The sequence below is a fragment of the Acinetobacter sp. MYb10 genome, from assembly GCF_002980175.2.
GTDB lineage: Bacteria > Pseudomonadota > Gammaproteobacteria > Pseudomonadales > Moraxellaceae > Acinetobacter > Acinetobacter guillouiae.
On the sequence record NZ_CP058272.1, the window covers coordinates 22,282 to 44,340 of the forward strand.

General features: G+C 37.4%; 20 protein-coding genes. 8 read left to right on the forward strand and 12 right to left on the reverse strand.

All coding sequences use genetic code 11. From position 1 onward, the window contains the following. The first annotated feature begins 6 nt into the window (after positions 1 to 6). Positions 7 to 918 (forward strand): phosphate ABC transporter ATP-binding protein PstB, encoded by a 912-nt coding sequence (pstB, locus tag CQZ96_RS00050; protein WP_004719228.1) that lies wholly within the window; start codon positions 7 to 9, stop codon positions 916 to 918. Between the two features lie 487 nt (positions 919 to 1,405). On the opposite strand, the gene CQZ96_RS00055 is transcribed toward pstB, so the two are convergent. Then, positions 1,406 to 2,752 carry a dicarboxylate/amino acid:cation symporter gene (locus CQZ96_RS00055; protein WP_056512019.1) on the reverse strand — a complete coding sequence of 449 codons (1,347 nt, stop codon included), beginning with the start codon at positions 2,750 to 2,752 and terminating at the stop codon, positions 1,406 to 1,408. A gap of 629 nt (positions 2,753 to 3,381) precedes the next feature. Between CQZ96_RS00055 and sohB the strand changes: the two genes are divergently transcribed. Together sohB and CQZ96_RS00065 are read left to right on the forward strand one after the other, a co-directional pair. Next, the gene (gene sohB, locus CQZ96_RS00060; RefSeq protein WP_004822565.1) at positions 3,382 to 4,344 is read left to right on the forward strand and encodes a protease SohB; all 963 of its coding nucleotides are present in this window, start codon (positions 3,382 to 3,384) and stop codon (positions 4,342 to 4,344) included. Between the two features lie 194 nt (positions 4,345 to 4,538). Continuing rightward, positions 4,539 to 5,681: an acyl-CoA dehydrogenase family protein gene (locus tag CQZ96_RS00065; protein ID WP_004719235.1), complete on the forward strand. Its 1,143-nt coding sequence runs from the start codon at positions 4,539 to 4,541 to the stop codon at positions 5,679 to 5,681. Between the two features lie 85 nt (positions 5,682 to 5,766). Here the strand turns inward: CQZ96_RS00065 and CQZ96_RS00070 are convergent, their stop codons facing one another. Next, positions 5,767 to 6,285, reverse strand: a complete 519-nt coding sequence (locus tag CQZ96_RS00070; protein WP_004719237.1) for a DJ-1/PfpI/YhbO family deglycase/protease — start codon at positions 6,283 to 6,285, stop codon at positions 5,767 to 5,769. Between the two features lie 251 nt (positions 6,286 to 6,536). Between CQZ96_RS00070 and pheA the strand changes: the two genes are divergently transcribed. From pheA to CQZ96_RS21565, 5 genes are all read left to right on the forward strand, one after another. Then, positions 6,537 to 7,643, forward strand: a complete 1,107-nt coding sequence (gene pheA / locus CQZ96_RS00075) for a prephenate dehydratase (RefSeq protein WP_004719240.1) — start codon at positions 6,537 to 6,539, stop codon at positions 7,641 to 7,643. A gap of 32 nt (positions 7,644 to 7,675) precedes the next feature. Beyond that, complete coding sequence (locus CQZ96_RS00080) at positions 7,676 to 9,922, forward strand: bifunctional prephenate dehydrogenase/3-phosphoshikimate 1-carboxyvinyltransferase (protein WP_105713771.1); 2,247 nt, start codon at positions 7,676 to 7,678, stop codon at positions 9,920 to 9,922. Positions 9,923 to 10,040: 118 nt separating this feature from the next. Beyond that, positions 10,041 to 10,421 carry a hypothetical protein gene (locus tag CQZ96_RS00085; protein ID WP_105713770.1) on the forward strand — a complete coding sequence of 127 codons (381 nt, stop codon included), beginning with the start codon at positions 10,041 to 10,043 and terminating at the stop codon, positions 10,419 to 10,421. 46 nt (positions 10,422 to 10,467) lie between these two features. Then, a complete protein-coding gene (locus tag CQZ96_RS21560) occupies positions 10,468 to 10,851 on the forward strand; it encodes a GAD-like domain-containing protein (RefSeq protein ID WP_228722818.1) in 384 nt (127 codons plus the stop codon). Further along, the gene (locus CQZ96_RS21565; protein ID WP_228722755.1) at positions 10,788 to 11,024 is read left to right on the forward strand and encodes a T6SS immunity protein Tdi1 domain-containing protein; all 237 of its coding nucleotides are present in this window, start codon (positions 10,788 to 10,790) and stop codon (positions 11,022 to 11,024) included. The genes CQZ96_RS21560 and CQZ96_RS21565 overlap by 64 nt, the downstream gene beginning before the upstream one ends. Positions 11,025 to 11,110: 86 nt before the next feature. On the opposite strand, the gene CQZ96_RS00095 is transcribed toward CQZ96_RS21565, so the two are convergent. From CQZ96_RS00095 to CQZ96_RS00140, 10 genes are all read right to left on the reverse strand, one after another. Beyond that, the gene (locus CQZ96_RS00095; RefSeq protein ID WP_105713769.1) at positions 11,111 to 11,554 is read right to left on the reverse strand and encodes a DUF2147 domain-containing protein; all 444 of its coding nucleotides are present in this window, start codon (positions 11,552 to 11,554) and stop codon (positions 11,111 to 11,113) included. 186 nt (positions 11,555 to 11,740) lie between these two features. Next, a complete protein-coding gene (gene rtcA / locus CQZ96_RS00100) occupies positions 11,741 to 12,772 on the reverse strand; it encodes an RNA 3'-terminal phosphate cyclase (RefSeq protein ID WP_105713768.1) in 1,032 nt (343 codons plus the stop codon). A 402-nt stretch (positions 12,773 to 13,174) separates the two neighbouring features. Continuing rightward, complete coding sequence (locus CQZ96_RS00105; RefSeq protein WP_105713767.1) at positions 13,175 to 13,354, reverse strand: CPCC family cysteine-rich protein; 180 nt, start codon at positions 13,352 to 13,354, stop codon at positions 13,175 to 13,177. Between the two features lie 487 nt (positions 13,355 to 13,841). Then, on the reverse strand, positions 13,842 to 14,303 hold the full coding sequence (locus CQZ96_RS00110) for a DIP1984 family protein (RefSeq protein WP_004822548.1): 462 nt from the start codon (positions 14,301 to 14,303) through the stop codon (positions 13,842 to 13,844). 26 nt (positions 14,304 to 14,329) lie between these two features. Continuing rightward, positions 14,330 to 14,734, reverse strand: a complete 405-nt coding sequence (locus CQZ96_RS00115; RefSeq protein WP_105713766.1) for a DUF7684 family protein — start codon at positions 14,732 to 14,734, stop codon at positions 14,330 to 14,332. Between the two features lie 5 nt (positions 14,735 to 14,739). Beyond that, complete coding sequence (locus CQZ96_RS00120) at positions 14,740 to 15,210, reverse strand: hypothetical protein (RefSeq protein WP_105713765.1); 471 nt, start codon at positions 15,208 to 15,210, stop codon at positions 14,740 to 14,742. A gap of 3 nt (positions 15,211 to 15,213) precedes the next feature. After that, positions 15,214 to 16,479: an RtcB family protein gene (locus tag CQZ96_RS00125; RefSeq protein ID WP_105713778.1), complete on the reverse strand. Its 1,266-nt coding sequence runs from the start codon at positions 16,477 to 16,479 to the stop codon at positions 15,214 to 15,216. 720 nt (positions 16,480 to 17,199) lie between these two features. Next, positions 17,200 to 17,481 (reverse strand): hypothetical protein, encoded by a 282-nt coding sequence (locus tag CQZ96_RS00130; protein WP_004719259.1) that lies wholly within the window; start codon positions 17,479 to 17,481, stop codon positions 17,200 to 17,202. A 1,169-nt stretch (positions 17,482 to 18,650) separates the two neighbouring features. Next, positions 18,651 to 20,282 (reverse strand): TROVE domain-containing protein, encoded by a 1,632-nt coding sequence (locus CQZ96_RS00135; protein ID WP_056511998.1) that lies wholly within the window; start codon positions 20,280 to 20,282, stop codon positions 18,651 to 18,653. Between the two features lie 592 nt (positions 20,283 to 20,874). Further along, the gene (locus CQZ96_RS00140) at positions 20,875 to 21,852 is read right to left on the reverse strand and encodes a ribonuclease Z (RefSeq protein ID WP_056511996.1); all 978 of its coding nucleotides are present in this window, start codon (positions 21,850 to 21,852) and stop codon (positions 20,875 to 20,877) included. Positions 21,853 to 22,059 lie beyond the last annotated feature (207 nt).

The following is a 22,059-nucleotide window of genomic DNA, read 5'->3' on the forward strand; positions in this document are numbered from 1 at the left end:
ATAGAGATGAATACTGTAGAAACTAAAAATTCCTTAAGACAGGATACAACCGTGAATTCTGAACAATCTCAATTTACATCGACTGATAGTAAGCAAAAGCAAGCAAGTACTTCTTTTGTCTCCCAGTTTGAGTCTTCGACACCGAAGAAAGAAAAAAATACAACTGTGAAACTTAGTGCTGAAGATGTGCATGTTTACTATGGTGACGCAGAAGCGATTAAAGGTATTGATCTTCAAGTTTATGAAAATGAAGTGATTGCATTTATTGGACCATCAGGTTGTGGTAAATCAACATTTCTACGTACCTTGAACCGTATGAACGATACGATTGATACTTGCCGTGTAACAGGTAAAGTGCGTTTAGACAACCAAGACATTTATGATCCAAATCTAGATGTTGTGTTGCTCCGTGCTCAAGTTGGAATGGTATTTCAAAAACCAAACCCGTTCCCTAAATCAATTTTTGATAATGTTGCTTATGGTCCTAAACTGCATGGTTTAGCCAAAGATAAGTATGATTTAGAAGAGATTGTTGAAAATAGTTTGCGTAAAGCAGGTTTGTGGGATGAAGTAAAAGATCGTTTAAGTCAGCCAGGTACAGGACTTTCAGGTGGTCAGCAACAACGTTTGTGTATTGCACGTACGATTGCGGTAAGCCCTGAAGTGATTTTAATGGATGAACCATGTTCTGCGCTCGATCCAATTGCAACAGCAAAAGTTGAGGAGCTAATCTCTGAGCTTTCTACGCAATATACAATCGCAATTGTAACCCACTCCATGCAACAAGCAGCGCGTGTATCTGATCGTACAGCATACTTTCATTTAGGTGACTTAATCGAAGTTAACTCTACAGAGAAAGTCTTTACTCAACCAGATCACCAATTGACTGAAGCTTATATTACCGGCCGTTTCGGTTAAGTAGAATATTGATCAAGATAAGTTTAGATGTGAAATTAAAGGGCCGAAAGGCTCTTTTTTTTATAGATAAAGTATATAAACATCTGTGGTAATGAATCAAATTGACGAAAATGGTAGATCAAAAAACAATTAAAAATTTAAGCTTTAAAATAATGAATGGAACGTCTAAATCTTTTCTTTGATGAGTACTGAAATAGGGATGCAATACGGTTTTCGTTAAGTCTTTTGAATGAAGTACTTTTGTTTAAGTCTGGTATTGTCTGAATAAAACCAATCTATTGAGAATGGGTAAATTAGACAAATGCTTTTTTAAGAAATACATCATTTTAAGCTTTGTGTATTAAACATATTTTTCAGTTAGTTCTTCATTTTATATGCAAATAGCTGTTGATAGTTATTTGTAATTTTCTGATCTATTCATAATTGCTTTATATAAAAAAGGAGCTCAAAAGCTCCTTCTTATTACAAATATTGCTTATAGGATGTTTTAATCCATTGGATCTTCACGATGTTGTTCAACTGCTTTAGCATCATAGTGCGCTTTACTCGGATGAGCGAATGCAGTAGCCAGTTTGTCTTTGTCTAAAGCATTGTCCCAACGTGCCACAACAATCGTCGCACACGCATTACCGACTAAATTGGTCAGTGCACGACACTCAGACATAAAGCGGTCAATACCTAGAATTAAAGCCATACCTGCAACAGGAACTGCTGGAACAACAGATAATGTTGCAGCTAAGGTAATAAATCCAGCACCTGTAACACCAGCAGCACCTTTAGAGCTCAGCATTGCAACGAGCAATAATAAGATTTGGTCTTGAATACTCAAATCGATATTACATGCTTGTGCAATAAAGAGCGCCGCCATCGTCATATAGATGTTGGTACCATCGAGGTTAAATGAATAACCAGTAGGGATAACCAAGCCAACCACAGATTTTTCGCAGCCTGCTTTTTCCATTTTACGCATCAATGATGGAAGTGCGGCTTCAGATGAACTGGTCCCTAAAACTAACCATAATTCATCTTTGATATAGCGAATCAGATCTGTAATTCTAAATCCATTATAGCGCGCCACTGCACCCAAAATAACCAGAATAAAGAGTAAGGCCGTGATATAGAATGTCATAATTAAAAGTAAAAGATTTCCAATACTTTCAATACCATACTTACCAATTGTAAATGCCATTGCACCAAAAGCACCAATCGGAGCAAATTTCATCAGCATTCCAACTAAATGAAATACGGGTGCTGTAAGATTGTTTAAGAAGTCTACAATCGGTTGACCTTTTTCGCCTACCGCAGCCAAGGATAAACCAAATAATACGGCAACAAATAGAACTTGTAGAATGTCGCCACTTGTTAATGGGCTAACAATGGTTGTTGGAAGAATATTCAGTAAGAAGTCGACAATAGAAGCGTCATGTGCTTTCTCAGCATACTCAACAACTTTCTCTGATTTTAATGATGTAGGGTCAATATTTAAACCTTGTCCTGGTTTAATAATATTGGCAACAATCATCCCGACGATTAATGCGAGTGTAGAGAATGTTAGGAAATAAAGCATCGCTTTACCCGTTACTCGTCCTACAGTTCCCATATGTTTCATGCCTGATATTCCAGTGACAACCGTCAAGAAAATAACAGGTGCAATAATCATTTTGACCAGTTTAATAAATGCATCACCTAACGGCTTTAAACTTGCACCAATATCTGGCCAAAAGTGTCCAAGAAGGATACCAAGTACAATGGCAAAAATAACTTGAACATAGAGGATTTGATAAAACTTTTGTTTTTTAGGGGGTAGGTGTTCATCGTGTGAGGAGATATCCATACTCAATCCTTATCCTTGATGTTGATAAAATTAAACATTTTTTAAAAAAATGACTCATAAATGTTCATAAATTTACAAAATGTAATTATTCTTTTTAACGTGTTGATTTTAAATAGTTTAATCAAAATAACAAATATGTTATTTAGATAAAAAGAGTTGGTAAATAACCTATTATAAATTTTAAAAATGTGTGATATATGTTTATTTGTATTATCTGTTTGATATAAACATGTCTATGTTTTTTTATGTGAATTTATCATAAGAAAAGCCAGCAAAAGTTCTACTAAGTGGCATTTGCGTTATTTTCGAGGTAAAGTCACTGAATATGCTGAAATCAGCAAGGCTTAACTTAGATGTAAAAACTATTAATAAAATCTTAATTTATTCAAAACGCGTATCTTTACTCGAATTTTCATGCGTTTTTAACTATAAAAAAAAGCTATGTATTCTATAACTAAAATTTAATTATTGTTGTTTGTTAAAAGTGTGTAGACAAAGCTTTTTATCATGCATAAAGACTAAGTGGACTGAGCTTTGTCGAATTTTTCAAAAAGTGTATTGAAATTTAGCTGATCCGTCCGCATCTTATTAGAAAAGCATTTCCTTAGATATTAGAGATTATAAATTCTATGTTATTTCATTTACCCAAAGTACCCGCAGAAATTCGTATCAGTCATTTAAATGCCCGAATTAATGAGCAGCGAAAAAGAATTGCTCAATCTACTGCATCGAAATTGGAACTGTTTCAACTGACTCAACAGTTTGTAAAAGAAGCGCGAGTACGTAAAAAAAATAATCAAAAAATCTATGTCCTAGATTTTAAAGGAGATGTACAGGCTTCAGCTGTAGAAAACTTAAGAGAAGAGATTACATTGATTCTTGCGACAGCAAAAGCAGGCCGTGATCGTGTCATTGTTCGTTTAGAAAGCCCCGGTGGTATGGTGCATGGTTATGGTCTTGCAGCTGCACAATTGGTTCGTTTACGTGATGCAGGCTTTAATCTGACGATTTGTGTGGATAAAGTGGCTGCGAGTGGCGGTTATATGATGGCGTGTATCGCAAGTGAAATCGTCTCTGCACCATTTGCTGTGGTTGGTTCGATTGGTGTTGTTGCCCAAGTCCCTAATTTTAATCGACTGTTAAAAGAACATCATGTTGATTTTGAGCTATATACCGCAGGTCAGTTTAAGCGTACTGTGACGATGTTTGGTGAAAACACCCCAGAAGGTAAAGCAAAATTTGAAGAAGAGTTACAACAAACGCATCAACTATTTAAGCATTTTGTTGAAAAATATCGCCCGCAACTCAATGTCGAAAAAGTTGCAACAGGTGAACACTGGTATGGTGAAGACGCGCGCAATTTAAATTTAGTGGATAAATTGCAAACTTCAGATGAATATTTGCTGAGCTTATTGCCACAACATGACGTATATGTGATTCAAACACGTCGTAAGCCAACACTTGGCGAGAAGTTAGGTTTACAAGCTGCACAAATGGCAGATGCCTTAATTCCATCAGTTGTGAATAAATTGATGAGTGAGATTACGAAGCTAAATTCCTCTTTACCGATGTTTAAAGATGATAAATTCTAAGTTTTAATTGCTTATTGACAACCTGAAGAGTAATTGGCGAAAGCCGATTACTCTTTTTTTATGGAAAAGTCTTTTCTTTATTCGCAAAAATGCTCAGAAAAAATGACCTCATGTGGTCATGACAAGTCTGCAAAAAATGATTAGCATGCTAGGGATCATAAAATCAAAAACTCAGATTGAAAGGAATACAAGACATGTTGGCATATGATGCAGATTTAGAACTTTTTCGTGATAACTTTAAACGTTTTATGAGTGAACACGTTGCTCCATTTTATGAGCAATGGGAAAAAGAAGGTTTAATGCCACGTTCAGTATGGTCATTATTGGGTGAAAATGGCTATCTTTGTGTTGATGTACCTGAAGCGTATGGTGGTTACGGCGTTCCAACTGAATATTCATTGATGTTGGTTGAAGAGTCTGCACGTGCAGGCTATGGTGCATTGTCTACCGCGATTTCATGCCATTCAGAAATTGCAGCTCCTTATATTTTGCATATTGCCAACGAAGAACAAAAACAATACTGGTTACCTAAAATGGTGTCAGGTGAAGTGGTGGGCGCAATTGGGATGACGGAACCGGGTGCAGGTTCAGACCTACAGGGTATGCGTAGTAGTGCGATTTTAAATGGTGATCATTATGTTTTGAATGGTTCTAAAACATTTATTTCAAATGGTCAACATGCAGATTTAGTGGTATTGGCAGCAAAAACTGACCCGCAAGCGCGTGCAAAAGGTGTGTCACTTTTATTGGTTGATACACATCTAGATGGATTTAAAAAGGGTACCAACCTCGATAAAATTGGTTTGCATTCTCAAGATACCTCAGAACTGTTCTTTGATAATGTTAAAGTTCCAGCAAATCAATTGTTAGGTAGCGCAGGTCAAGGTTTTGCCTATTTGATGCAGGAGTTACCTCGTGAACGTACTGCAATTGCAGCAACGGCACTTGGTGCAATTCGTGGTGCAATCGATATCACTACTCAGTATGTACAGGAACGTCAAGCGTTTGGTCAGAAAATTGGCAGCTTCCAAAATACTCGTTTTGTTTTGGCTCAAGCAAAAATTGATGAGTTGGCAACAGCAGCATTCTATAACCAAAATTTAGCTTTATATAAACAAAGTAAATTGGATGTTGAAACAGCAGCGGCTTTAAAAAGTTTTAGTACGGATATGCAGATGAAAATCATCGACAGCTTGCTACAACTGTTTGGTGGTTATGGCTATATGACGGAATATCCAATTTCTCGTTTCTTTGTAGATGCACGTATTCAACGTATTTATGGTGGAACAAATGAAATCATGAAAGAGATCGTGGCACGTGGCATCATTGGTCGATAATGCATAAATAAATAGCAACGATAAAGTATTCAAATAAAAAACCTTCTTTATTTAAAGAAGGTTTTTTATTATCAAGGTTCAGGGATTAAGCACTTAATACATTTAAACATTCATTAATAAAGATAGGCAGTTCAAAAGTCGAGCGTGAAGAAATATATAAATTGTTGTCGTTTACCACTTCGCGATCAAAAACCACAGCGCCAGCGTCTTTAAGTTCTTTGAGGATATCTTCAATCGAAGTTAAGCGCCGTCCAATGGCAATTTGTGCATCGATAAGCAAATGGCTACTGTAACAACATAAAAAAATAGGTTTTTGTGCGTTGGCAAAATTACGTAAAAAATCAATAAATCGTTCATCTTCTTTAAGATGATAAGGGGAATATCCACCAGGAATCATTAGCGCATCAAAATCCCGAACAGAGATTTCATCAATGCCTAAATCTATACTGACCGAAGATTTTCTTTGTTTGCTATACACAATATTCCCCGCAGACTTTTCAATATTGCGCACAGAATGGCTTGCAGCTCGAAAAGCTTCAACGGGATGATGATATTCCGCATCTTCGAAATCATGGGTAATGAGAACAGCGATTTTTTTATTCATATTCTATGTCTCGAAATGCGCTTATGCTTTTTATCATAGAGCGCAATGCTTAAAATTCTATAGCTGCTTTGTAATTCATTTTGTGGTCAGAAAAGTTATAAAGTGATGACATTTTATTCAATATATAAGTTGAAAGTGAAACATTGAAAAATGCACTATTGCCCAACAAATTAAACTGAACTATTGTTATACTGTCAGTGGTCTAAAACATAGACTTCTCGTAATTCTCGACTTTAAAGGGCGACATAACAATGATCAACGATGATCAAAAAACGACTTCTCTAGATCTTGCTCAAATCCGTGAAGATATTGACTCTGTAGATCAGCAAATCCAACAACTTATCAATCGCCGGGCAAAACTGGCGGAATCAGTTGCTAAAGCAAAATTTGCAGCAGAAGAGAATCCGTTATTTTATCGTCCTGAACGTGAAGCACAGGTTTTACGTCAAGTTATGGAGCGCAATGAGGGGCCATTGTCAGATCAAACCATGGCACGTTTATTCCGTGAAATTATGTCTGCATGTTTGGCACTTGAAGCACCACAAAGTATTGCATTTTTAGGTCCAGTCGGCACTTATACTCATTCTGCTGTATTAAAACATTTTGGTCAGGATGCTGTGGTTCGCCCATTACCAACGATCGATGAAGTGTTCCGTGAGGTTGAAGCGGGTAGTGCACATTATGGTTTAGTTCCTGTTGAGAACTCATCTGAAGGTGTGGTCAACCATACTTTAGACTGTTTTAAAGCATCGCATTTAAATGTGATTGGTGAAGTTGAATTGCGTATTCATCACCAATTCCTGATTTCTTCAAATACTCGTAAAGACAGTATTAAACAAATTTATGCACATCAACAAACACTTGCGCAATGTCGTAAGTGGTTGGATGCACATTATCCGGGTGTAGAACGTGTAGCTTTAAGCTCAAATGCAGAGGCTGCTCGCCGTATTCGCAATGAATGGCATTCAGCAGCAATTGCATCTGATGTGGCTGCAAGTATTTACGACTTAGAAGTTCTCCACGGCAATATTGAAGATAATCCTGAAAATACGACACGATTCTTGGTCATTGGTCGTGAAAAGGTACCACAAAGTGGTAATGATAAAACCTCATTACTGATTTCAGCACATGACCGTGCAGGGGCTTTATTGGAAATTCTTGCACCATTTGCAAAACACAATATTAGTTTGACCAGTATTGAAACCCGTCCTGCATTACCTGAAAAATGGGCTTATGTATTCTTCATTGATCTTGAAGGTCATGTGGAACAGGACAATGTTAAAGCGGCGATTGAAGATATTCGCCCACTGGTTAAAGAAGTACGTGTACTGGGTTCATATCCGATTGCTGTGCTTTGATGTCGTTGTGAAATAGGTAGTTCAAAATCGTTATGTCACAACCTTTATTTAAAAAAGTTGCTTTTATTGGACTTGGACTGATTGGTTCAAGTCTAGCCCGTGTAATTGCAGCCGAACATCTTGCTGAAAATGTTGTTGCGTCAACGCGCTCAAAAAAAACGCTGGAAGATGCTAAAGCTTTAGGAATTATTTCTGCGGGTTTTAGTGATCCTGTCGAAGCGGTAAAAGATGCAGATTTAATCGTTCTGGCTTTGCCCGTTCGCGCGACACAGAAAGTGCTTGAAACGATTCAAGCTTATGTTTCTGAAAACGCCATTATTACCGATGTCGGAAGTACCAAAGGGAATGTGGTGGCAGCAGCACATGCTGTTTATGGTGAAAATCTTCCTGTAGGTTTTGTACCTGGTCATCCAATTGCTGGTGCAGAACATACTGGTGTTCATGCAGGTAAAGTTGACTTATTTGTGAATCATAAAGTGATTCTAACGCCGTTGCCGAGCAGTGCTGATTGGGCAGTTGAAAAACTGATTCAGCTTTGGCAGGCTGCAAAAGCAGAAGTCATTTGTATGGATGTGGATAAACATGATGAAGTGTTGGCACATACCAGTCATTTACCGCATCTGATGGCATTTAATCTGGTCGAACAGCTTGCAAATCGTGAAGATAACTTAGATATTTTTCGTTATGCCGCTGGAGGTTTTCGTGACTTCTCACGTATTGCTGCCAGTGATCCGCAGATGTGGCATGATATATTTTTTGCCAATAAAACAGCCATATTGAAAGCAGTTGATGGTTTTGAAACGCAACTTGCGACATTACGTCAACTGATTGAAGATGAGAATTCACAAGCCCTGATGGGATTGCTAGGACATGCACAAGCGGCACGACAGCATTTCAATCATATGCTCGCCAATAAACCTTTGATGGAGAAAAATAAGGTGACACAACAATTTACCATTTTGCCAGGTGAGAAGACATTTAAAGGTAAATTTACCGTGCCGGGTGACAAGTCAGTGTCACATCGTTCCATCATGTTTGGTGCAATCGCTGAAGGTACAACCCACGTTACAGGTTTCCTTGAAGGTGAAGATGCTTTAGCAACACTTCAAGCATTTCGCGATATGGGGGTCAGTATTGAAGGCCCTAAAAATGGTGAAGTGACCATTCATGGTGTGGGTATTCATGGTTTAAAAGCGCCAAAAACGGCACTGTACATGGGTAATTCTGGTACGTCGATGCGTTTGCTTTCAGGCATGCTTTCAGCACAACAGTTTGACTCTGTGATGACGGGTGATGCGTCTTTGTCTAAGCGTCCAATGGAGCGTATTGCAAAACCTTTACGTGAAATGGGTGCGCAAATTCAAACCACGGGTGAACGTGGTACTCCGCCTGTTTCAATCACTGGCGCTCAAGCATTGAAAGGCATTCACTACGATTTGCCAATGGCATCTGCGCAAGTCAAATCTGGGATTTTATTGGCAGGTTTATGGGCAGAGGGTGAAACCTCTGTGACTGAACCTGAACCAACCCGTGACCATACTGAGCGTATGTTACGTGCTTTTGGTTATGCTGTGAAAACGGAAGGTAATCGTATTTCACTACACGGTGGTGGTAAGTTGGTTGGGACAGAGATTCAAGTACCTTCTGATATTTCTTCTGCTGCATTTTTTATGGTGGGTGCTGCCATTACTGAAGGTTCAGATATTACCCTTGAAGCTGTTGGGATTAATCCAACTCGTACAGGTGTAATCGAAATTCTTAAGCAAATGGGTGCAGACTTAACTGTTGAAAATGAACGAATTGCAGGCGGTGAGCCGATTGCTGATATCCGTATCCGTGGTACCCGTACATTGAAAGGCATTCATATGCCAGAAGATCAAGTACCTTTGGCAATTGATGAATTTCCATCTTTGTTTATTGCTGCTGCATGTGCTGAAGGGCAAACGGTGTTGACAGGTGCCGCTGAATTACGGGTTAAAGAGTCTGATCGTATTCAAGTGATGGCAGATGGTTTAAAAACCATGGGGATTGATTGTACGCCAACTGATGATGGCATCATCATTGAAGGAAAAGGTAAATCGGGTGACTGGTCTGCTATTTTCTCTGGCGGTGAAATTGAATCGCACCATGACCATCGTATTGCAATGAGTTTTTCGATGGCGGGGTTACGTAACTCTGGCGAGATTAAGATTATTGGCACTGAAACTGTAGCAACAAGTTTCCCAACATTTACTGAACTCACCAATCAGGCAGGGCTTCAGATTCAAGTCAGCGAATAAATCAGTCCTTGTCTAATATTTGTATAATTAATTAAAAACAGCCAAGCAAATGCTTGGCTGTTTTGTTTATATTGCTTATTCTAAAACCATACAACTATAAAGCCTTTTGGATGAAGCAATGAGAACATTACAATTTACAGCAAACTGTGAGAATCATAGTAACAGTCACAATCATGGTGAAAATGTATGTTATGTCACTCAGGAATATGTGACGACTTTGTTGTTAAAAAAACTGTCTCAATATGGCTTTAAAGCGGAAACAACACACTCAGATGAAGATCTCGCTGTCAGCGTAGAAAATCATCCAATTGGTTTGGGGGTTAATTGTCATTTAAATGATCAAGGCGTGTTAACTTGTGAAATTTCAGCCCATGCTGATGAAGAACAAGCGTGGTTTAAGAAGATAGCAACCCAGAGTATGATTAAACAATTGGCAAATGCTGTAGAAAATACGTTAAAAGAAGATGATGCGTTTAGTGGATTTGAATGGGAAGTATAAGCAGAGCCTAGGGGATAGCTATGCAATTACAAGCATTTATCGATAAATTTTCAGTAGATCAGGCGGGAAATACAGTAAGCCCGAAACTGTAAAAAAATATCAAGCATATTTACCTGAAGCGCTCTTAGAGCTTTGGCAAAATCATGGTTTTGGCTTCTATGGCAACGGTTTGCTACAGATCATTAACCCTGAGCTTTATCAAGATGTGCTTTGGTCATGGTTAATGAAAGATCAACCTGATATGACCCGATTACCCATTGCTATTTCGGCATTTGGTTTGGTGTTTTATTATCGTTTATTAAGCGAAGATGGCGATGAGGATGTATCCTTTATCGACCCGCACAACTCGGATATTGGGGTAACAGCTTGGTCATTAACAGATTTTTTAATGACTGGATTTGTGGTGATGAGATCATTGAGCAATTTTTAGAAAAATCAGCCTTAGCAAAGGCACAAACTCAATATGATAAATTATCTGATAATCAAATGTATTGTTATCTTCCTGCACTGAGATTGGGTGGGCGTGCCAGTGATCTCAATTTAGATAAAGGTGATGCAGCCACACATTTAGATTTTTTATATCAACTTGCTGTGAATAACTGATTTAAAAATCATTCAAAATAGATGTTTAGAAATGACAGTTTGATTGAGATAAAACTGTCATGTCTATTATGAATTAAATTATGCTATTACTCGACACGTAACCATGTTTGGCTACGACCTACCGCTGAAATACCTAAATATCCACGAAGAAATAGTTTCTTGCCATTTGGGCTGACTTTACCTTTTAATCGATAGATTTTACCTGAAACTGGGTCAATAATTTTCCCATCAGTATAACTCACATGATCATCTGTCTTTAGCCCAGAGATTACCTGTAAGCCAATAATTGGCTTGTTGGTATAAGGTGCAGGGCAATTGGTGCAAAATTCTTTTGGGGTGTAGCCTGGGCGTGGTGTTGCTTTTAATGCTGTACCCGCATAGGTACCGTTACTTTGTTTTTCAATTTTAACCAGTCCCTTTGCTTCACCAGTTTTGTCATCGATATAACGCCAGGTTCCCACGATATCTTCCGCAAAAGCTGTCGATGTTAAAAATGCGATACATGCTGTCCCCAATAAAACTCTCATCATTTCCCTTATTCCTTAAGTGGGTATTTTCTACTTTAAAAATCATACTTATTTAAGGCGTTGATTATATAATGAATAGTTGGGTCATTTATTTACATAATGTGCCAATAAGTATGAAATTTAAAATGAATTGGCACATAAAGATAAGCAATTGATGAGCTTGTAAACTGGATTTAGCATAGCTGAAGCTTATGTGATGACACTCACCTTAAAAATATCATTGATTGCTTCAAAGTGAATTTCACAATCTAAGAATTTTTGAATCATTTCAGCTTGTGTTGTGGTGTGTTCACTGACAACTTGAGCAGTAAACGCACCGCCTTTACCTAAAGCTAAAGGCAATAAAAGTTGGTCTGCTAGATATTCGTCAGCCACAGCATCGCAAGCTAAAAAGGATTTAACTTCTTTGGCTAAATCATGCGCTACTTTTTCTGCACTTTTCTTCATTTCACCTAACACAGAAAATACTTGTTGATGGTGTTCGTAATTTAACACCACAAAAGCTGTATTCCCTTGGCTAATCCCTTGAAAGTTTAGTCTGTTACGTTGGCTTAAGCTCAATTTGTTATGTAATACTTCCAGTTCACGATCAGCAATATTCTGTTGAATATTTAAGGCAGCTGCATAGCCATGTATTTCCAGTAATTTGCCTTTATTTAATAGTGAATATTCAAGCTTATCTATCCAAGGATAAGTTGTAATATTGATTTGACCCGCACCAATTGGAAAGAAACCAGCACGTTCGCATTCAAAGTCGACTTTTATTCCAAGTTTATGAATAGCAGGTAGAAAGCAAGACTCTATGAAATCTGCAGTCGGTGCCATTGGATTATGTGTTCCGCCGTGGATACTGATTTGACTGATTTCATTTTGCATCATCAGTGCAGGCAGTAGTGTTTGTAAAACCAATACTGTGCTACCGGCTGAACCAATATGAAAATCATATTTACCCGCCTGAACTTGTTGGGGCTGGAAATATAATTTTTGTGAATGTAGTTCAGCACCTTCCACAATGGCATTGCTAATGCGTTGAGATGCTTGTACACAGACTAAATGCTGTCGCATTAAGCCCGGCTTTTTACGGCCTGCACGGATATTCACAAGCTCAAATGGAATACCCGTTAACATAGACAGTGAAAGGGCAGTTCTTAAAATTTGCCCTCCACCTTCGCCTAGTGAGCCATCAATTTGGATAGCTTTATTTTTTACTAATGTGTTCATTTTGTTCTTCATCATTTCTTTCTAAATCATTCGGTTTTCGAACATGTTTTAAAAACCGTAATTCACTTACACCATATTAGGGTCTGTAGACATTTCATAAATGGCTTGCGTTGTAGACTAAAATTGAGCAGGCAAGGCAGGAAACGAAGAGAATAGCGAGACTATTTTCGAGTTTCATAACGAAGGCTGAGATAATTTTAGCCACAACCCTGAGCAAGAACAAAGCACTGCTTTGTTTGCAGCGCAAGGCGCAGCGGGGGACTTGTGTGTTTTTTGCCGCTACGTCGTTACCTTGCGAAACGATGTTTCTCATCATTTAGAATGACTAAATTTCGTATTTCGCGCCTAGTATCGTCTAAAAAACACACGTAGTCGCAAACATAGACGAATTGTCAACAGACCCTATTGATAATTATCTTGTGCCTCTGCTAATGAGATTGCATTTGCACCACTTTTTGAATTTGGGTGAATATTTTGTACAGGATCATCTTCCCAAGAACAAACTGGACAAATCTCAAAGTCAAAATTACCCAAAGGTTGATCTCTAGTGTAATGATGACAACAAGAACAAGGGTAATTCATTAAAATTCCTAAAAGGGGTGAACATACTGTCAGTGCATGGTGATGCTTAGTGCATTGTAACTTTGCTCTCACAAAGGTTTGCCTTGTACGTAGTGATGGGTTGATTTGTGCTTAAAGTTTTAAGCTAACCCGCTCGCTCATCAAGCCACTACACCTTATTTTCAATCCTATGTTGTGGAGGTAGGGGATCTTGCACTCGCCCAGTATGTTCGGGTTTTCTCAAATGACGAATCACTTGAGAAAAGGTGAAATATATTGTCAGTACGTGGTAATACAGTGTGAATAGTCACTCTGATTCACAAAGGTTTAAGTGATGAAAGGTGATGGATTTGATTGGTGCGTTTCCGCTCTAAATCCGCTTCGCTGTCATTACCCAAAAATGATGCTGACTTTTATTTCAATCTATACAGCCTTAGATCTTGTACTCGCCCAATATATTTCGAGATCTGATAGGGTAAAGCCCTATCAAAGCTTTTAAATGATGGCTTTAAACGTCAAGTAAATCAACTTGCCAATTGGTGGCTTGTATCAATACATTCAAGTCGCGTAATTTGGCACTGATATCATCGGATTGTTTTTGCAAAGATGATACTGGAATGACCTTATGCCATTTGATTTCACGTGTGCTATAGCGGTCAGGCTCACGTTGTGTGTTGCTGATGGCAGACGTTAAAATTTTATGGCGCTCGACAAGCTCATCACGTTGAGTAAGTAAAGCCAATAATGAACGACCATCTGTTAATTTTGCCAAAGCATTGGTTTGATGAATGGCATAAACAAGTTTTTGGGATTCTTGAGTTAATGCAAATACTTGCTTTAATAACTCATTTGGATCCTCGGATGGCTCATCACCGTCTTGTACCAATACGTTCGCATTGATACGTTGTTTCAATGAAGCGAGTTTCTTTTGTTGATCGCTTCGTAATAAGAGTGCTTCTGCAAGTTTCATTTTATTTTCCTTATCGCTTTTAATAGTCAATAAATATTTAACACAACGATTTCATATAAAGTTTGCTGGGGTAATGTATCAACTGAAATTGATTCGGCAAATTCTATAACGTCTTCTAAAGTTTGATTTTCATGCCAAGTGGTCATGAAATTATAATCATCGTCTTCAGGTAGATCAAAATTACAAAATTCTAAATAAGAATAATCCAATGCATCATCCCAAATTGAACATTCATAGCCCCAAGCTAAAGCCCAATAGCATTGTTTACATTTTACAATCCAATCACTGCATTGATTGCGCCAATCATTAGTTACATTGTTGTTATGCATTGCTAGCACAACAATGTATGGCTCTTGTGGTAATTCAAGATGGATTGCTTGATTAGCCAAAAGATCGTAATGACTGATCTTGATTTGTTTAGAGCGATCCATTGGTATTACTCATTTTGATTAATCCAAGTGTGATTAAGTACCCAGTCGTTAATACAGAAAAATGGTAGATTACGTACTGGGTAAATTTCATGCCATTCATGTTGATTAAAATCATTTTCAAAAAAACGTTGTATTTCTTGTTTCAAAGTGTTCAGAAAAAAATACTTATTCAATTTAAGAGTATGCACAAAAGACTTTGCAATAAATCGAATAATTAATTGATCCTCTATAATCGAGTTTTCTGCAACAATTTTAACAACATGACCTTCTTCATCTATCTCAATAGAGGCTGGCAGAATATTTTGTTGAATATTCCACCCCCAATTCACCAAGTCTTGAAACGGATCATAAACATCTGATAAATCTATTGAGATTTCTAGTTGATCATATTTGAAAATTAAAGCAGCCCAGCCATGATCAAACATTTTTAATTCAATAGAAATAAATGAGTGATTTAATCTCCCTAATTTATGCATCAACTAACCCTTTACACAAACAACCTGACTTAAGGTATAAACCACTTCCACCAAATCGCTTTGTGCTTTCATCACATCTTCAATAGGCTTATAGGCAGAAGGGATTTCATCAATTACAGCGGCATCCTTACGGCATTCAACACCTTTGGTTTGTTCAATCTGATCTTTCACAGTAAACAACTTTTTTGCAGCAGTACGGCTATGTACACGACCAGCCCCATGCGAACATGAACAGAAAGACTCCTGATTTCCCTTACCTTTGACAATAAAAGACTTGGCACCCATTGAACCCGGAATAATCCCATACTCACCCAAACGGGCACGTACAGCACCTTTACGTGTTACCAGTACTTCCTGACCAAAGTGCTCTTCTTTATCTACATAATTATGGTGGCAATTAACGGCTTCAACTTTGGCATTAAATGGTTTGTTGATGATAATTCTTAAAGCTTGAACCGCAGCTTCCATCATTAACTCACGGTTTTTCATGGCAAATCGTTGTGCCCAACCCACTGCAAACCAATAATCATCAAAGTGTTCAGTCCCTTCCACTAAATAAGCTAAATCTTTATCAGGCAGATTAATAAAGTGCTTTTGCATATCTTTACGTGCAAGCTCAATAAAGTGGTTACCAATTGCATTTCCTACACCACGAGATCCTGAGTGCAACATAATCCATACTTGTTGATGCTCATCTAAACAGACTTCAACAAAATGGTTTCCTGTTCCCAAAGTACCCAACTGTTTATGGTTGTTGGTATTTTTCAAACGGGGATGCTTGGCACAGATATATTCAAAATCAGTCACCAACTCAGCCCAAGCCTGATCAACACGTGCAGTAGGTGTATCCCATGAACCTTGGTCACGACGACCACGACCTTTGGTCATACCATGCGGAATTAAACGTTCAAGTTCGGTACGCAGTGCGTGTAAGTTATCTGGTAAATCTGATGCGTTTAGCGAAGTACGTGCTGCCATCATTCCACAACCAATATCTACACCAACTGCAGCAGGGATGATTGCGCCTTTGGTTGGAATTACACTTCCAATTGTTGCTCCGATTCCTACATGTACATCTGGCATTACTGCCATCCATTTATAAATAAAAGGCATTTGTGCTGTTTTTAATAATTGGTCTTTCGATTTCTCATCAACGGGGACACCTTTGGTCCACATTTTTATAGGTACACCTTTAGCATCCTGAATTACGTTATAAGTACGTTCCTGTGCTAAGGAAGTTTGTTTTTCGATTTGTTCTGCGACTAACATCGTCATTGCTTTGATCCTTTTCAAAACCTGCCTGCCAAGCGGTTGCAGGCAGGTGATATTTATATACATCTCATGATGTATGCTCTAAATATTGCAGAGAGTGTGCCAACTTTGTTTTTTAATTGATTTTATTTTATAAGATATTGATTTATAATAAATAGATAAATTTATATTTTATTTTAAATGTGCATTTTAAAAAAATATGCAAATTTAAATAATATTTTAGATAGTAATTTATCTATTTTTATATTTTAAATAAAATATAAAACAACCAATTCCTAAAAATAATAAGAAAAGGAGGCTAAAACCAATTGAAAAGATGAGGCTTACTTTAGAGCCTTGTAAATATGCAAATAAAGTGATTGAAAATATTAGGCTATAAATACTACTAAGGAAATATCTTCACAATGTGGTGCAAATTTAGTTGTAAAATAGCCAAGCCAAATAGCTATTGGGAATATTGATATAATTGAAAAATAATAAATTTTTGAACAGGTTGGGATATCTTCTTGCCGGAAACCGCAGCCCAAAGTGAGTGAAAGTAAAAAAATGACATAGAAGAAAAATAAGAATACAAAAATTAGTAAAGGAAATAAGAGGAAAGCAAACCAAGTACGCATTGTTATTATTCAGGATATTTATCATGTTACAGATTATAGTATGAAATCTAGCTTGGGAGAATTTCTTCTCCCAAGCTAGATTTGATGAAATTTGTGAATCTTAATTTTTGTTCATATCCCATATCGTATTATCATCAGTTGGTTGATAATGTTCTTCGATATGAATTTTTAACCTCAGTGCGAGAGGATCATCTTCTAGGATTTGACTATGCCCATCTAAAAGTTTCAGTTCGCTTTTTTTACGACTTTTACTTGGCGGTTTTTCATGATAGTTCTGGCACTTCTTATACCAGTGGTTAGTTTCTAAATAGTACTTTTTAACTCTTAGTTTTTCTAAAGCAAGATCAAGATTGTTATCGTCAACAATAACTTGTATAGACATAATTTGCGTTTTACAGACTGACACCTGTCTTCGGTTTTAAGGTGAGTCTCCAAGCTAGCAAATTTTTTGTTGATTCACAAGCATCGCTTTTAAACATGATGAGTTTAAAAAGAAAAGCAGCCACAAACGTTAAGATTAGATTTTGTGAGTGAACACGATAGGAGGGTTTAAACCCTACACTAAAGCGTTACCATGAAATCCAATCTATATTCGTGACTGCTTATCGTGTAAATCTATTTATTATAATGAGAGTACATCAACAAAGAGCTGAAGACAGTCGGGGCTCTACCAACTGAGCTACTGTATTTTGTCATACAGGGTGGTATCGAAGCACCGACAAACGCGTAATGTAGTCCTCAAAGCATTTGATCTACTTTCATTATTGCATATACAAGATCAAAAAAAGTTGGTGTTGGATATGTGCAGTACCCGAAATACTGTGCGTGAGATCGCGATGTAATCCAACAGGCATTTGATCGTTTAAACATAGGTCACAAGTCCATCAACAAATTTGATTATAAGACAAACAATTCACCGCTTTTGCTTTAAGCGACTGTATGTATATACAGCAGAGGAATCTAACCTCTGATCTGTGAATTCTAATGTAGTCCTATGCGTATTTGATGGACTGATGACCCCAGTATATTTTCATATACTGCCCTACAAGTGAATCAACAAGTTTTTCAAAGACGCTCGTGCCTTACCGCTTGGCGACCATCATCGAAATGATGGGGTGGATTCGAACCACCGATGACGTCAATTTTAAGATGTAGTCCTTGAAACATTTGATTCTTTTACTGCTTTGCATAAACAAAATGTTAAAGACGTTTCGTTGCTCTATCCAACTGAGCTACTTTTCAAACTTGGAAAAGCGTGAAAAGGGTGGATTTGAACCACCGACCTACGCATTAAAGATGTAGTTCTTAACGCATTTTATGCGATGTATTTTGCCAACAAAGGTGTCGATAAAACATCAATTATTCAAAGTAATGTAGTTCTATCTGCATTTGGCAATTTCTTACTTAGCACAACAATTAAATATAGAAACAGCATAATCTTGAAATGTAGTTCCTATGGCATTTGTGCTTTTTATCTAACCCAGTCTTATCAAGTGTGGACATTGTTAAATGTAAACACTTGAAGAGACTCGATCAAATTTGTTTATACATTCAGCTTGCATAAAGCTGAGTTTGTGTAATATCTATTTTTTCAATTTCGTTTACCCAATGATCTGCATGCATTTCATTTTTGGCAAAACTTTCAATCAGTTGAAATACCGTATCGGAAAATCCACCGACATTCATCACATCGCTATGTTCAGGCATTTGCGTAGTGGTATAGGGTTGCAGATCAACACACACCAGTTTTGCATCAGGGTTATGCTGTTTTAGCTGTTTCCAATAATGCATCATCCCAGTTTTTCGGTGTGATCTTGGAACTTGATCTGCCCATGATTCATTATCAGAGAAGTAAATTACCATATCGACTTTGGCATTTTCTTTCACTAACAGTTCCAAAGGCTTAGAGCAATCAGTTCCACCACCACACATGCTGGCAAATTTTTTAGCCAAAGCAAAAATATCAATTTCTGAATTTTGCTGTTTTCCAAAATTTTTTCGTTTTAAATATTCCTGTACTTTGCTGAAATTGGATAATTGACGAACTTCAGTATCAAACGGCATCAAACGAATATTTGGATTTACATATTTAAATGCACTAGCAAATAATGCAGCAGCATCTACGCAACGTAACTGAGAGGTTGCACCCTGACGATAACCTGTCACAGAACTTGACATCGAACCGGAAACATCAATCGCAATCACCACATTTCCTTCAAGTTTCGGTACATTGGCGATGGCACGCTGCATAGCAAACTTTAGCGCATTGGCAATTTCATGTGGCATATCCTCTGCAAGTGCAGACCAAGCCATCATCAATTGATATGGAAATACTCGACTTTTGGCTATGGCTTGCTCATCCATCAATTTATCGGCAATGATTTTTGTCATTCCTTTGATTTTAAAAACATCATGGCGTAAGAAGGTATTTAAGTTCATACGTAGCATTTGCCAAGAACCATTTTTTGCAATTTCGGCCCATTGTTTCGCATTCAAATTTAAATTGGTTAGAAGCTGCATCGGCACTTTAGGTACTTGTGTTGCTGTTCCCAATCGAAACTCTTCCAATGCTTGCACTTGAGTCGGTAGTTGGACAAGTTGGTATTCTTTTCCTAGGACATAGGCAAAAAAAGCATCGTGTTGAACTGTCTTTGGTTTTGGATGAGTCATTTTTAACACATCGGCAAGTGAAGGGCTGTTTCCAATATTGGCCGCAATCAATTGTTGATCCGATGCTGAAAGAATCCATTCATTGACCATACGTTTCGGTAATGAACCTAATGACTTACGACCAATCATTCCAGAGCGCATGATTTGAACAAAATTTCTCAACTGTTTTCCATTATCAATAATCAAAGGAAAAACTTGCTTAAATAATTCTGCATCAAGTTCAGAAAGTAAAGCCAATAACACTACAGGTGTATCTTTCATATGTGCCTTTTGGCGTGCATAAATTGCAGTTTTAGCCACAAATTCAGGCTCTACTTCAAGCGCTAGGTTTAAAATATTATCAAGTTGCACTTGTGCATTTTGATAAAAGGTCTGATTCAGTGTACCTGTTGCAGCAAGCTGCGCTAATGCGGCACGAGATTTTAATTTATATGCGCGACCACCAGCTTCGTTGTATTCAATGGTTTTTGGTTTTGCCTGTTGTTTAGAGGCAAAAATTGTCTTGTTCGCCATGACAGCATCCTCAAGTGATTTTTTAATTTCTTGAGATAGATATTGCAGAGAGTGTGCCAAGTTTTGTTTTGGAATGAAATTTTATTTTTAAGTGACTGATTTTATGAGTTTAAAAAATTTAAAATTTCAGTGGTTATTTGTTTTAAAATTTAAAAGGTATAAAATAAAATATCTTTATTTATAGATTTTTATCTTTATTTCTATTTTTAAAGTAAAAAATCAATGAGCCTAATGTTGTGCAAATAAAAAAGGACACTAACTCCAGCTAAAAGCAAAGTTAGTTGGGATATAGTCAACCTATTAAAAACTCAGGCACAAAAAGATGTTTTTTTTAATTCATATTTTTAATTAAATTAATTGCATGGCGGAATAAACTATTTGAATATAAAAAGCTTACACTGCCACACCTTTTGAAGATGAGGCCAAACCTTGCGCTGCAAACAAAGCTGAGCTTTGTTTTGCTCATGTTGGGCGAGGGATAGATCCTGTACCCAGCATTCCTACACAATGGGCGATATCCATATCTCCACACGATAGAACGACCATCTATGATTCAATAATATTGCATAGCGTTAAATTGAAGTTGGGAAAATTACTTTTCCCAGGGTTTCCCAGTGCGAAACGGTGTTAATTCGCCGTGCATATTTAGTTCATACTGATCAAAATCATCAGCAATGTAAAAATTGCCATGATAGTACTGGGCAATTTCATTACCAATGGTTTGCACACCTTGTGCATCGTGGTAACGGGCACTGAGATGCGTTGCAATTAAATTAGGTAGTTGAATCGATTCTGCAAACTCAGCGACCATTTTCGCAGAACTGTGCATTGGGCCTGCGCCTACTTTGTCTAATATCGATTGAGTATAGGTTGTTTCATGAATCAGCAGTGCTGCATCCTGACAAGCGTTCGATAGTAATTCTGGCTGATCGTTATCTCCACCGACAATGGCATAAACACTTTGAGTGTTTTGAATGAGAACATCTTGACTTAAGACGGACTGCCCATTCCACTCAATATTTTGACCTTGTTGTAGATCACCCCATAGTTTACCTTTTGGAATTTTGAGTTGATTTAAAACGTCAACATTGAGTTTGCGCTGAGTTTGTGTCGCTTTAAAACCATAAGCATAACTTGTCACACGGTGGTGTAAGTGATGAACGTCAATGGAAATATGCTCATCCAATTGAAAGGGATTCGTCAAAGTATTTACATCGATAAAATGTATTGGATAAGGCAGGAAAAGTTCAGTGAATTGACAGGTTACTGCAAACCATTGCTGAATTTCTTTGGGTGCAATCAGCGTGATCGGATCTTTGCGTGCATTCATACCAGCACTTGCCAGTAAACCCATCAAGCCATAACAATGATCGCCGTGTACATGCGTAATGCAAATGGCTTTTAAATGTTGTAAAGAGAGTTTTGCTTGTTGAATACGATGCTGTGTACCTTCGCCTGCATCAACCAATATCCAGTCTTTGCTTTTGCAATAATGAATCGCTAAACCTGACACATTGCGTGTTAATGTGGGCACACCAGAGGATGTCCCTAAGAATGTAAACTGTAACATGAGGAATTAAAACCTATTGAATATTTAAAATGTTTTCTATGATTGTTTTTACAACAAAGCAGGGTGGATTCCATCAAAAAAGTGTCGAATCAGACGGTGATGGGAGAAGTGAGTAAAAGCTTTGTACATCAATAGTATAGTCGCATTATATTCAAAAGAGAAACTGAGATTTTTAAAATATTAAAAAATGACGGTATAAACAGTATT